This is a genomic window from Streptomyces sp. 7-21, assembly GCF_016741785.1.
Classification (GTDB): Bacteria; Actinomycetota; Actinomycetes; order Streptomycetales; family Streptomycetaceae; genus Streptomyces.
The window spans coordinates 57280-70193 of the sequence record NZ_JAERRL010000011.1 but is presented as its reverse complement, the minus strand read 5'-3'; the positions used below and the strand labels follow the sequence as shown (position 1 = coordinate 70193).

Genomic DNA, 12914 nt, shown 5'->3' with positions numbered 1-12914 from the left:
TGGAAGGATACGAGCCAGCATGACCGAAGAGCAACCCGAGGGACGGGTGACCCGCAGACGCCGCCGTCTCTCCGACGCCGAGACGGCACAGCGCATGCTCGACGCGGCGGCGTCGAGGGTCGAACGCACCGGGCTCACGGTGAGCCTGGAGCACCTCAGCTTCGAGGACATCATCCGCGAGGCGGGCGTGGCGCGCGCCGCCGTGTACCGGCGCTGGCCGTACAAGGACCTGTTCTTCAGCGACCTCCTCGTCCGGCTGGCCCGGAGCGCGCCCGCCGCGGTCGGCGCCGACGGGCAGGTCGGTGAGGACGCCATCCGGTCCCTCGCCCTGGAGCGGATCGGCCAGTTCGCCACCGCCCAGGGACGCCACGAGCTGCTCGTTGAGCTGCTGCGGCTCGGTGCACTGCGGGACTTCGAGGCGATGCGCGCCTCCAGACAGTGGCGTACCTACATCGCGCTGCACGCCACCTTTCTCAGTCTTGCCGACGGCGACGTGCGGCGCGAGGTCGCGGACGGGCTCGCCGCCGCCGAGCGTGACCTGACCGACCGGATCGCCGGCTCCTACCGGCGCCTGGCTGAACTCTTCGGCCTGCGGCTGCGGCCGGATCTCGGCCTCACCTTCGAAGAACTGGCGACACAGCTGAGCGCCACCATGCGCGGTTTCGTCCTCACCGCGCCCGCCCGGCCCGAACTCGCCGGCAGGCGGGTCCAGCACGGCGCCTTCGGCACGGCGGATGACGCCGAATGGTCACAGCCCGCTCTCGGCATCGCCGCCACCGCGCTGTCCTTTCTCGAACCGGACCCGGCGGTGGCGTGGGATGAGGAACGCCTCTCCTGGCTGCGCCGGACGCTGCGGGAGTGACGCCCGGCTGGCGGGCAACTGGACGGTAAGAACGTCGGATCGCGGTCCTGGCCGAACCCGCCGCCGGCGGGCCGCTTCCCGACGTGGAGGCGGGGGCCGGTCACGTGACCGGTGGCGCGCACGCGGCCGGCGGCGCTACCACCGGGGCGGGACGCGGATGAGCGGGGTGAAGCGGGCGATGCCGCGGGGCTCGCCGACCGGGGAGCCCTCGGCCTCGATCCAGGCGTGGGCGGAGAACGGCGGGGTGCGCACGCCGGTGCACCACGTCGGCCACGTCCCCCGCAGCCGGCACAGCAGCGCCGCGGCCAGCGAACGCTCCAGGCAGTACCGGCCCGCGCACCGCGTGCTGGTGGCCGTCACGTCGCGCCGGGCTCTCAGCGCCTCGGCATGGGTGGCCGCCCGGGCGCCGCGGCGGACCGCGCGCAGCACGGCGCGGATCCGGCGGGGCGGCAGCCTCGCGACGAGACGCGCGGCGAGGACCACGGCGCGGACGGCGGCCCGGGTCAGCGGGCCGGGGCGCTGGCCTGAGGTGTCGAGAACCTGGCTCATGTCGCCGGCGTTCCCTCGGTCAGCCGTGCGGCCGCCAGCTGGGCCACGAGCGCGTCGATGTCGGCGGCGGCCCGCTCCTGCCGGACGTCGTGCGTGGCCGCCAGGCCGGCGGCGATGTCCCCGGGGGCCGTGCCGTGCAGCAGGGCGCGCAGCACGCAGGCGCCGGTATCGTTCAACTGCCAGTAGCGGCCCGTGTGTTCATCGAGCAGCACCATGCCGTCCGCGGTGTCGCAGGCGGTGACGTCACGGCGCAGCCGCAGGCGGGCGGGTGGCACCTGCACTGGTGTGCTCCTTCAGGTAGGCGGGACGGGGGTGGGCTTCCAGGTCGCGCAGCCACGCCTCGGCGCCGATGGTGTGCTCCAGCACGGCGGCGCCCGTGGTGAGCAGGCCGGGTGACAGCAGGGCGCGGCGCAGCCGGCCGGGGTCGGCCAGGCCCGCCTCGGCCAGCCGGGAGGCGCCGGCCCAGGCGGCCAGGTTTCTGCGGTGCGCGGCCAGCCCGGCGTGCCACTCCTCACCGCAGTGGTCCTTGGTGGTCCGCGTCAGCACCGCCTCGGGGACGATCCCCCGCATGGCGGCGGCAAGCAGCGGCTTGTAGTGGCCGGGGTGGCCGGTCTGTTCGGGCCGGGCCCGCAGGCAGGCGGCGATGACCGTGTCGTCGCAGAACGGGGTGTCGGCGGGCAGCCCGCAGGCCGCGGCGGCGCGGGCGATCTGGCTGGCGACGGTGCCGGCGAGCCGGGCGCTGTGGACCCAGGCGTGGGTGCCGCGGTCCCGGGCCGGGGGCGCGGGCAGCGCCATGCCGTCGGCGGCGGTGCCGGTGGTGAGGGCCTCGGCGGCGTCGCGCAGGAGGCCGGCCAGCAGGCCGGCGGCGCGGTCGGTGGCCCACGGGGGCAGCGTGAGCGGCGCGCTCCAGCCGCAGCGGCGCTCCCCGGGGTGGCCGGCGGGGGCGAGGCGGCTGGCCTGGCCGGCCAGCCAGCGCCCGAGGGGGCGGGAGTCGGCCAGCTCGCGCAGCACGGGGAGCAGCGGCCACCGCCGCCGCGCCCGGTGGGCGGCCAGGTGCCGCAGTCCCTGGCGGGGGTGGCGGCGCACGAGGCGGTGCAGGTAGGCGGGCGGTGCGGTCACCACGTGGTCGCCGCCGTGTCCCGACAGCCGCCGCTGGGCGCCGTGTTCCCGCATGCGGCGCGCCAGTTCGGCCTGCTGCGCCCGGTCGCGGAGCAGCACGTGGGGTGTGTCGTCCGGCTCGGCCCGCTCGTGCATGCCGTCGAGGTGGCCGGGGAGGGCGGCGGACGGGAGCACCAGGTGGGTCAGGCCGGGCAGGGAGCGGGCGGCGAGGCGGGCATAGGCGGCGTCCTCGTTGGCGGCCGCCGCCCAGTTGAGGGTGACGGCGACGAGCTCGGCTCCGGCCTCGGCGGCCAGGAAGCACAGCGAGGTGGAGTCCATGCCGCCGGACAGGTCAGCGCCCCAGGTCTGGCCGGGCGTGATCCGGGCCGCGACCGCGCCCCGCAGTGCCTGGCGCAGCAGCCGGGCGGCCTGGCTCAGCGGCAGGTCGGACGGCGGCGGGTGCCACCACGGCCAGGCCGAAGCGGTGCCGTCGCGTGCCAGCCGCAGCGCGTGACCGGGCGGGACGGTGGTCACGCCGGGCCACATCGACGCGTGCTCCAGCGGATACGGCAGGTGCGGCACGAGGCGGGCGGCCAGCCGGGCGGGGTCCGGGCGTGCCCCGGTGAGCCAGGCGAGCGTGCGGGCGCGGTCGGCCGCCACGGTGACACCGCCGGCGTCGCTCCGGTACAGCCGCCGGTCCCCCGCTGCGGTGCCCCGGCCGCAGGCGTCGCCGTCCAGGGAGGCCAGCAGGTGGCAGGAGCCGGGGAGGCCGGCGGCGAGCGCGGGCAGGTCCGCGGCGGTGCGCACGGCCTTGCCCCGGGTCCGCAGGCCGGCGGGCGTCAGCGGGTGGGTCCCGGCGAGAGCCAGCCGTACCGTGCCCAGGCTCGCGGTGGTCATGCGCTCTGGCTGCCAGCACCCCACGAGCCAGGGTCTGCCGGAGGCGTGCGGCAGTGTGTGGCAGGCGTAGGGGGCCAGACGTGCCGCGACGCGCGCGGCGGGTGCGCGGTCCGGCAGCATCACGAACCAGTCGGCGCCGCAGGGCGTGGCCGCCGCCGCGGAACGGTTCCGCGCCATGACGTGAACTCCTCCTGTGCCGCGCGGGAATTCCGGGTTTTCGCTGGCGGATATGCCGTCAACTCCGCTGTGTGCTGGCCGTGTCAGGAAGATGCCTTTCCGGCGCGGTGAGCCGGCAAACGGCTGCCGCCAGCGTAAGGCGGCGCGAACGGTGCGTGCGCGCCGCCTTACGCAGCGAAGCGCCGGTTTCCCCCGCAGGCTCGGGGTAGGTGATTGCATGAATCCGCCCGTCGGAATGAGGGGAGGTGACGGCGGTGAGCGAGGAGAGTCATACGGAAGACACGCGAGAGGTTTATTCCCCTCCCGTGCTCGTGGCAGCGGGAAGCTTCTTGACAGAGACACAGGGAGACGACAATCTCGGTATCGCGGAGGGCAACGGCGCTTATTGGTGCGGCGCCTGCGCATGAGGCCACGCGAGGGCAAACGCCGTTCGGTGCCGCTATCGGTGCCGGACGGCGTTCGCTCGCCGTGCCGCGCACTTTGCATCCCCGTACCCCGTCTCTCGTACCTCCACATCCCCCCGCCGTTCGCGTGACAGGCCCGCGCCGGCGGGGGCACAGCGGGCTGAGCCGGCCCTTCAGCAGGGAGAACCCGTTGCCTTCGGGGACGGCCAGGACGTGCCACGGCTCGTCGCCGGCCTGCCTGATGCCGCGTGCACCGAGCGCCCGCCGGCGTGCGAGTTCGGCGCCCTGGGCGCGGCCGGTGCGCTGACGTCGGTATGCAGCCGGGATTTTCCTCATCGGGCTCTTGCCCTGCGGCTGAGAATGTGCGTCGGCTGCGGGCCGCGGAATCCCGGCCGCGGCCCGGTTTCCAGCGTCCCGTCATGCTTGCGGCCGAGAACGACGCCATCGAGGACGTCACACCGGAACCTGGCCAGCCAGCGATTCGGGATCAATTCCGCCGAGCACACGGTCACTGCTGCGGCCCGCCACTGACAGACCTCATTCCTGAACGGAAAATCCCCCGCTAGAAATGCGCCGTTCGTGATCGTGACACAGAACAGTCCGGGTATGGGTACCCGGAACTCCGGATCAGCGCACCCCTTGCGCTGCCCGCGGAGAAGCGGCGCCAGCCATTCCGCAGCGCGGTCCCGCGCACGCCGCCGGCCCGGCCGGGCGCTTTCCGCCTCTCCCGCGTCACCGTGCGCTGGCCCGATATCGGGAGCCGCGGGCGGCGTGGTGCCCGCGAGCCGGGGGCGCTGCCGAGCCGGTTGCCGCGCGCAGCGGCGGAGCCGATGAACGGGCCCGCGGGGCGGGCAGGAAAGAGGGATGGGCACCGGCCCGCGCGGGTTCTTCCCCCGGGGACGCGGCGATCAGCGCGGCGCGCTTGTTATCGGAGAAACTGGCGAAAACAAGCGGGCGCGAGGTATTGACGCTGCGTGTGGGCCGCCTAGGATCCGAGACGCCTGATATCCCGGGCAGCGTTCGTCATACCGAACTCCCCGCGCTGCCCGGCGCGTTCGCGCGGCAGGCACCTGGCACCACCTTCCCGCACGGCGGACCGACCACCCAGCGCTGCCTGCCGGGACACGGCTTCCGGCGCGCCGCGTGCCCGGCGGTCCGCCGGACTACCCCCACACACCCGCGAGGAGAGATCCATGTCGATACGCCGACGTGCCGTGCTGGGCTCCGTGCTCGGCCTGAGCGCGGCCGCGGTCACCGGAACGGCCGCTGCCGCCCAGCCGTCCGGCCGCCGGATCGCGACGCCGCGCCAGGCCCCGTCCCAGCAGTTCGCCATCGGGGTGCGCGAGTTCCAGTGGAGCCGGGGCAGCCGGCAGCTGACCACCCGCATCTTCTACCCCGCCGCCACCGGGTTCCCCGGCGGCGAGCCCGTCGCCGACGCGCCCATCGCCGACGGTGTCTTCCCCGTCGTCGAGTTCAGCCACGGCCTCGGCGGCAACCCGGAGAGCTACGCCCCGCTGATCCGTCCGCTGGCCGAGGCCGGCTTCATCGTTCCCGCGCCGGTGTTCCCCACCACCTCCACCGGCACCGAGGGCAACATCCAGGACGTCTACAACGGCAACCAGTCCATGGACGTCTCGGAGGTCCTCACCCAGACCCTGGCGCTGAACGACGCCGGGGGCGACCCGTTCGCCGGGCACATCGACACCGCCGCCGGCGTCGGCGTGGCCGGCCACTCGCTGGGCGGCATGACCACGCACGGCCTGCTGACCGCGTGGCCCGACGACCGCATCGCGGCGGCCGTGCCGTTCGCCTGCGTCGACATGGGCAACCCGGCATCGAACGTCTCGGCCAACGTCCTGTTCGTCCACGGCGACCAGGACCCCATCTGCCAGTACTCCTCCGCCCGCCAGGCGTACGAGGAGCTGCCGGCGCCCAAGGCATTCCTGACGCACCTCGGCACCGGCCACGACGAGTACATCTGGAGCGGCGTCAACCACACCCAGACCGTCGCCACCTACGTGGACTGGATGCGGTGGAGCCTGTACGGGGACACGGCCGCCCGGGACCGGCTGCCCTCTGACGCGGCCGCGCCCACCACGGTGTGGGAGTCGGTGCTGGAGTAGGCCCGCCCGCTTTCTGGCCAGGGGGCCGGAAGCAGGCTCGTGACGCCGCCGCCCGAGCGGCCCGGTGTGGCGGCGTCACGGGCCGCCGCTGGCGAGTTCGATCGTGCGCTCCACGGCGAATCCGAGCGCGGACAGCGAGGTGTCGTCGGTCAGGCTGTCCTGGAACACGACCAGCCAGCGCCGCGTCGGGTCGGAGGTCTCGATCACGGCCGCCTCGGAGTCGACCCACACCCCGGTCTTCAGCTGGCCGGAGCCGATCTTGGAGGCCGTCACCCCGAAGTTCCGGGGCGGCAGGTGCCGCCGGGAGTAGTCGAGGCACGAGGGGACGTCACCGACGAACGCGGACGTGGACAGCAGCGCGTGCATGACGTTGGAGCTGCCGGGGTCCACCAGGCTGCGGCGGAGGATGTGCGCGCAGAGGTTCGCCATGTCGAAGCAGGTCGAGGCCTGCGCCACCGGGCCGTCGTTCACGCTGTCGATGCGCACGGCGGGCAGCGCGCCCGTGAAGGTCCCGGCCAGCCAGATGCCCGTGCCGGCCGGCGGGAAGAAGAAGCCGCCTGCCTTCAGCGCGCCGTTGATCCAGCTGTAGCCCAGCGCCTGGATGACCGCGGCCGCGTCCTCGTTCTTCCCCTGGACGATCATCCGGTTCAGGTGGTCCTGGAAGTCGGGACGGAACGCGCACACCTGCCCGCCGGGGAGGGGGAACGGGCGGAAGATCCGCTGGTAGTCCGGCAGCCGCTGTGCCCGGGAGAGTCCCGGCGTGTGGGCGATGGCGGGCACCGACGCGTCGATCAGGCCGTCGAAGTCGTGCCGCAGCCGCGTGAACAGCTCCTGCGGCGTCCTCGTGCTGGCGGCCACCGTGTTGACGCTGCGCAGCAGTTCGTACGCCGCGTACATCGCGCCGGCCTTGGCCAGGCTGCCGGTGTAGCAGCTGTCGCCGTACCGCAGCCCGGCGTGCCGGAACTCCGGCCCGCCAGGCGTTTCGTCGACCGCCACGAAGGACATCGCTGCCCGCCAGGGGCGGGCCAGGCCGGGAAACCGCGTCAGCGCCTCGGCCACGGCGGCCTCGAGCGCCGTCTGCAGCACGGGGTCGTCGCTCAGCAGCGTGGGGTACGGGGCGGGGAAGGGCGTCACCTGGCCAGGATCGGCCCTGCCGGCAGGCGCCGCGTGCGCGGGCGGGCCGATCGGGTGAGGCCCGGCGGCCCCCGCGCCGGTCAGCTCCGGGGCGGGGCGGTGCTGGCGCGCGTGACCAGGCGGGTGGCCAGTTCGACGTGTTCCAGCGGCGGCGTCTCGCCCCTGGCCAGGGTGACCGCCATGGTCGCGGCGGTGGTGCCCATCTCCCGCAGCGGCTGGTGGACGGTGGTCAGCGGCGGCACGATCCACGAGGCCGGCGGCATGTCGTCGAAGCCGACGACGCTCAGGTCCCCGGGGATGCGCAGCCCCGCCTCGGCGGCCGCCTGGTAGACGCCGTACGCGGTGCCGTCGTTGCAGGCGAAGACCGCGGTCGGCGGCTCGGGCAGGCGCAGCAGGGCGCGGGTGTGCGTCAGGCCGTCCTCGATCTCGAAGCGGCCGACGCGGATGAGTTCCGGCGCCACGGGCACGCCGGCCATGTCCATCGCCGCGCGGTAGCCGTCCAGGCGGGCGCGGCTGGCCAGCGCGTCCTCGGGGCCGGTGATGATGGCGATGCGCCGGTGGCCGAGCTGGAGCAGGTGGCGGGTCGCGGCCAGGCCGCCGTTCCAGTTGCTGGCGGCGACGGAGGGCGGCTCGTGGCCGGAGTCCCCCGTGGGATCCAGCAGGACGAGCGGGATGCCGCGGACGCGCAGCCGGCGGCTCTGGTCGCCGGTGAGCCCGGAGAAGACGGCGATGACGCCGGTCGGGCGGCGGGCGAGCACGTCCTCGACCCAGCCGCGGCCGGGGGTGTGGCAGCCCTGAAGCTCGGAGAGGACCACGCCCAGGTGGTGCTCGCGCGCCACCTGCTGCACGCCGTTGAATATCTCCACGCCGTACTCGCCGCGGACCTCGTGGAACAGCAGCTCGAGGAGGGGGGCGGGCCGGCTGGCGCGCTTCTGCCGCCGGTAGCCGTGGCGGCGGATGAGGTCTTCGACCTGTTCCCGGGTCTCGGGGGCGACGTCGATGCGTCCGTTGACCACCTTGGAGACCGTCGCGAGCGAGACGCCGGCGCGCTCGGCGATCTCCGCGATGGTCAGCGGCTGGCCCGCCGTTTTCTCCGGCGCCTCACCGGGCGGCTCACCGGCCGTGTCGCCAGCCGCCGGGCTCCCTGCTGCTGCGGTCATGGCCGCAGTTTAACTGTGGGTGGCCGACATTTTCGGCGTTCCGGGCCGCCGCACGGTGCCCCGTCCTCTCACCTGCCCGCCTGCGCCGCCGGGCGCCCACCACCTGTGGTGACGCTCCGTCATCGCGCGCCGCTCCGCCGGTTTTTCGGGAAGATCGGCGAAAAAGAATCCGCTCACGGGTATTGACGCTGCGTGCGTGCCGCATAGGATCCCTGACGTCTGGAGAACCGGTCGTTGTTCGCAATCTCGAACACGCCACCGTTGGGCCGCAGTTGCCCCCCACCGCGGCCCTCACAGACGACAGCACGCGCACCATCCGTAAGTTCCGGTTGGCTCCCCCCACACTTTCGCCACCGTGCCGGAAGCGCAGACCTCGGTGATCCGTGGTGATCCGTGTGGAGCGGGATCCTCCGGCTGAGCCGTCACGGAGCCCCCATGACCGTTTCCGCACGCCGCACCCGCAAACGGCCCCTGCTCGCGGCCGCCGCCGCGCTGCTCACGCTGGGAGCCGCGGTGGCCGCCACCCCGGCGTCCGCCGAGCCGGGCCCGGCCGCCACCGAGGCGCCCGCCGCCGCGGACGCCGCCGAACCGGCGCAGGCACAGCTGCCGTCCAGCTTCCAGTGGACCTCCACCGGCCCGATCATCTCGCCCGCCGGCAACATCAACTCCGTTGCCGCTAAGGACCCTTCGGTGGTCCAGGACGAGAACGGCACCTGGCACGTGCTGTTCACCCGGGTCGACACCAACGGTGACTGGGGCCTGGCCCAGACCAGCTTCTCCGACTGGTCCGAGGCCAGCAGCGCCCCGCAGACCGACCTGGAGGCCAGCTCCGCCATCGGCGGCGGCTACCGCGCCGCCCCGCACGTCTTCCAGTTCGAGCCCACCGGCGAGTGGTACCTCGTCTACCAGGACGGCCTGCCCGCCTACTCCACCACCACCAACATCAACGACCCGACCAGCTGGTCGGCTCCCCGGCACTTCATGGACAGCGTGCCGGACATCGTCCAGGAGAACATCGGCAACGGCAACTGGCTCGACTTCTTCGTCATCTGCGACGACGCCATGTGCTACCTGTTCTCGGCGGATGACAACGGGCACGTCTACCGCTCCGAGACGACCGTGGCGGACTTCCCCAACGGCTTCGGCAACACCCAGATCGTGCTGCAGGACTCCGCCTACGCGCTGTTCGAGGGCGGCGCCGTCTACAAGGTCGGCGACACCGACACCTACCTGCTGATCTGGGAGGCCATCGGCTCCGACGGCCGCCGCTGGTACCGCTCGTACACCGCGGAAGGCCTGACCGGCCAGTGGCAGCCGCTCGCCGCGACCGAGGACAACCCGTTCGCCCGGAGCAACAACGTCTCCTTCCAGGACGGCTGGGCCTGGACGCAGGACATCAGCCACGGCGAACTCGTGCGCACCAGCGCTGACCAGACGATGACGATCGACCCCTGCAACCTCCAGCTGCTGTACCAGGGCATGGACCCGTCGGCCTCGGGCGAGTACTCGCAGCTCCCCTGGCGCCTGGGCCTGGCGACAGCGAACTCCACCTGCTGACCCCGCTCCCGCAGCGGCGGCGGGGCCCGGCACCAGCGACCGGGCCCCGCCGCGCGGGCCCCACCGGCCGCGCCCCCAGCGGCCACCCACCGCGAGGAGACACACCGACATGCCGGCACACCGTTCCGCTCCCAGCCGCCGCACCTTCCTGGCGGCCACGACCGGCCTGGCCGCAGGGGCCGCCGCGCTCCCCCTCAGCGGCACCGCCCGGGCCGCCTCCTCCCCCGGCCAGCCCGCGGTGCTCCAGGGCGACTTCACCAACCCCGTGATCTGGCAGGACTTCGCCGACACCGACATCATCCGCGTCGGCGACACCTTCTACTACTCGGCCTCGACGATGCACTACTCGCCGGGCGCGCCGGTCCTGCGCTCCTACGACCTGGTGCACTGGGAGTTCGCCGGCCACTCCGTGCCCGTCCTCGACTTCGGCGCCAAGTACGACCTCGACGGCGGCCGCGCGTACGTCGACGGCATCTGGGCCTCCACCCTGCGGTACCGGCCGAGCAACCGCACCTTCTACTGGCTGGGCCAGATCGACTTCTCGACCACGTACATCTACACCGCCCCGGCCGCCGAGGGCCCGTGGGAGCGGCACGCCGTGATCCCCGGCGCCTACTACGACGCCGGGCTCCTCTTCGATGACGACGACACCCCCTACGTCGCCTACGGCAACACGACGATCAGCGTCGCCCAGCTGTCGCCGGACGCCACCAGCCAGGTGCGGTCGCAGGAGGTGTTCCAGACCCCGCCGGAGATCGGGGTGCTCGAAGGCGCCCGCTTCTACAAGATCAACGGCAGCTACTACATCTTCCTGACCCGCCCCGCCAACGGCCAGTACATCCTCAAGTCGGACTCCCCCTTCGGCCCGTACGAGCTGCGGCAGGTCCTGCTCGACCTGCCCGGCCCGATCCCGGGCGGCGGCGTCCCCCACCAGGGCGGGCTCGTCGACACCCCGGACGGCGACTGGTACTACATGGCCTTCGTCGACGCCTACCCGGGCGGGCGGGTCCCCGCCCTCGCGCCGGTCACCTGGACCTGGGACGGCTGGCCCGAACTCCAGCTCGTCAACGGCGCCTGGGGCACGTCGTACCCCGCCCCGCTCCCGCCGGTCGAGGTCGAGCCCCTCACCGGCACCGACACCTTCGAGGGCACCACCCTGTCCCCGAAGTGGGAGTGGAACCACAATCCCGACCCCGACAGGTACCGCGTCGGAGACGGGCTCACCCTCCAGACCGCCACCGTCACCGACGACCTGTACCAGGCCCGCAACACCCTCACCCACCGCATCCAGGGCCCCGCCTCCACCGCCACCATCGAACTGGACTGCGCGGGCATGACCGACGGCGACCGCGCGGGCCTGGCGGTGCTGCGGGACGCCTCCGCCTGGATCGGCGTCGCCCGCGACGGCGGCACCCGCCGCGTGGTGATGGTCGACGGCCTGACCATGGACAGCGACTGGAACACCACCGGCACCGGCACCGAACAGGCCAGCGCCGACCTGCCCGGCGAGCGGGTCTGGCTGCGCGCCTACGCCGACATCAGGCCCGGCGCACCCGGCACCGCGACGTTCTCCTACAGCACCGACGGGACCACCTTCATCCCGCTCGGCCCGTCCTTCTCCCTCCACACCGACTGGCGGTTCTTCATGGGCAACCGGTTCGCGATCTTCCACTACGCCACGCAGGCGCTCGGCGGATCGGTCACCGTCTCCCGGTTCGAACTCGCCCAGTCGTAGCCCCTCCCCCCACACATCGCAAAGGAGCCGCAGTGAACAGCGAGACCACCACGGCACGCACCGCCCGGCGAGGGCGCCGGCCCGCCAGGGCCGCCCTCGCCGCCACGCTGGCGGCCGGCCTGGCCGCCGCCGGCACCCTCGTGTTCTCCGGCACGGCCTCCGCCCAGGCCGACACGCTCGCCGCCGCGGCGGCGCAGAGCGGCCGGTACTTCGGCACCGCCACCGAGCCGTACCTCTTCAGCCAGCAGGACTACGCGGCCGTCATGAACGCCGAGTTCAGCAGCCTGGTGGCGGAGAACTCGATGAAGTGGGACGCCACCGAGCCCAACCAGGGCCAGTTCAACTTCGACGCCGGCGACCAGCTCGTCGCGCACGCCCAGAGCCAGGGCATGTCCGTGCGCGGCCACACCCTGGTCTGGCACGCCCAGCAGCCCGGCTGGGTCCAGGGCCTGGGCGGCGACGCCCTGCGCGAGGCGATGCTCAACCACGTCACCGAGGTGGCGGGGCACTTCGCCGGCCAGATCCACTCGTGGGACGTGGTCAACGAGGCCTTCGAGTGGGACGGCAGCCGCCGCCAGTCCAACCTCCAGACCCAGCTGGGCGACAGCTGGATCGAGGAGGCGTTCCGCGCGGCCGACGCCGCCGACCCCAACGCCCGGCTGTGCTACAACGACTACGGCACCGACGGCATCAACGCCAAGAGCGACGCCATCTACGCGATGGTCCAGGACTTCCTCGCCCGCGGCGTGCCGATCGACTGCGTCGGCTTCCAGAGCCACCTCGACACCAACTCCGACCTGAGCACCTACCAGCAGAACCTCCAGCGCTTCTCCGACCTCGGCGTGGAGGTGCAGATCACCGAGCTCGACGTCGGCGGCTCCGGCTCCGCCCAGGCGGACGTCTACCGCACCGTCACCGAGGCGTGCCTGGCCGTCGAGCGCTGCACCGGCATCACCACCTGGGGCTTCACCGACCGGCACTCGTGGCGCGGTGACGAGACGCCGCTGCCGTTCGACAGCAACTACCAGAAGAAGGAGGCCTACTACGCCATCCTCGACGCGCTGAACGGCGCCGCCGCCCGCAGCGAGGACTAGACCAGGACCCGTCAGCAGCGGCCGGGTGACCAGGGGCACCGTCCCCCATCACCCGGCCCGCAGGCAGCGTCCCCGCAGATGTGCCGGGCGCGGCCGCCGTCACAGGCTGCCGCGCCCGGTTCCG

General features: G+C 73.3%; 10 protein-coding genes and 1 pseudogene. 5 read left to right on the top strand and 6 right to left on the bottom strand.

The features are described from left to right. The first annotated feature begins 19 nt into the window (after window positions 1-19). A complete protein-coding gene (locus tag JK356_RS15460; protein ID WP_201868535.1) occupies window positions 20-862 on the top strand; it encodes a TetR/AcrR family transcriptional regulator in 843 nt (280 codons plus the stop codon). Window positions 863-997: 135 nt separating this feature from the next. Here JK356_RS15460 and JK356_RS15455 read toward each other — a convergent pair whose 3' ends face one another. The 4 genes and pseudogenes from JK356_RS15455 to JK356_RS21965 all read right to left on the bottom strand — a co-directional run. Continuing rightward, a complete protein-coding gene (locus tag JK356_RS15455) occupies window positions 998-1411 on the bottom strand; it encodes a lasso peptide biosynthesis B2 protein (RefSeq protein WP_201868533.1) in 414 nt (137 codons plus the stop codon). Then, a complete protein-coding gene (locus JK356_RS15450; protein ID WP_307815615.1) occupies window positions 1408-1692 on the bottom strand; it encodes a lasso peptide biosynthesis PqqD family chaperone in 285 nt (94 codons plus the stop codon). The genes JK356_RS15455 and JK356_RS15450 overlap by 4 nt, the downstream gene beginning before the upstream one ends. Beyond that, window positions 1655-3583: an asparagine synthase-related protein gene (locus JK356_RS15445; protein WP_201868531.1), complete on the bottom strand. Its 1929-nt coding sequence runs from the start codon at window positions 3581-3583 to the stop codon at window positions 1655-1657. The genes JK356_RS15450 and JK356_RS15445 overlap by 38 nt, the downstream gene beginning before the upstream one ends. 557 nt (window positions 3584-4140) lie before the next feature. After that, a pseudogene (locus tag JK356_RS21965) lies at window positions 4141-4499 on the bottom strand (VOC family protein); the annotation flags it as partial. A 681-nt stretch (window positions 4500-5180) separates the two neighbouring features. On the opposite strand from JK356_RS21965, the gene JK356_RS15440 reads away from it, so the two are divergent. Then, window positions 5181-6110 carry an alpha/beta hydrolase gene (locus tag JK356_RS15440; protein WP_201868530.1) on the top strand — a complete coding sequence of 310 codons (930 nt, stop codon included), beginning with the start codon at window positions 5181-5183 and terminating at the stop codon, window positions 6108-6110. Between the two features lie 75 nt (window positions 6111-6185). Here JK356_RS15440 and JK356_RS15435 read toward each other — a convergent pair whose 3' ends face one another. Together JK356_RS15435 and JK356_RS15430 are read right to left on the bottom strand one after the other, a co-directional pair. Next, window positions 6186-7244, bottom strand: a complete 1059-nt coding sequence (locus tag JK356_RS15435) for a hypothetical protein (RefSeq protein WP_201868528.1) — start codon at window positions 7242-7244, stop codon at window positions 6186-6188. Window positions 7245-7324: 80 nt separating this feature from the next. After that, complete coding sequence (locus JK356_RS15430; RefSeq protein WP_201868526.1) at window positions 7325-8404, bottom strand: LacI family DNA-binding transcriptional regulator; 1080 nt, start codon at window positions 8402-8404, stop codon at window positions 7325-7327. A 435-nt stretch (window positions 8405-8839) separates the two neighbouring features. Here JK356_RS15430 and JK356_RS15425 point away from each other — a divergent pair, with 435 nt between their 5' ends. The 3 genes from JK356_RS15425 (at window position 8840) to JK356_RS15415 (ending at window position 12790) form a co-directional block, all read left to right on the top strand. Next, window positions 8840-9961 carry a non-reducing end alpha-L-arabinofuranosidase family hydrolase gene (locus tag JK356_RS15425; RefSeq protein WP_201868524.1) on the top strand — a complete coding sequence of 374 codons (1122 nt, stop codon included), beginning with the start codon at window positions 8840-8842 and terminating at the stop codon, window positions 9959-9961. A gap of 109 nt (window positions 9962-10070) precedes the next feature. After that, the gene (locus JK356_RS15420; RefSeq protein ID WP_201868522.1) at window positions 10071-11696 is read left to right on the top strand and encodes a glycoside hydrolase 43 family protein; all 1626 of its coding nucleotides are present in this window, start codon (window positions 10071-10073) and stop codon (window positions 11694-11696) included. A gap of 32 nt (window positions 11697-11728) precedes the next feature. Then, window positions 11729-12790, top strand: a complete 1062-nt coding sequence (locus JK356_RS15415) for an endo-1,4-beta-xylanase (protein WP_201868520.1) — start codon at window positions 11729-11731, stop codon at window positions 12788-12790. Window positions 12791-12914: the final 124 nt, after the last annotated feature.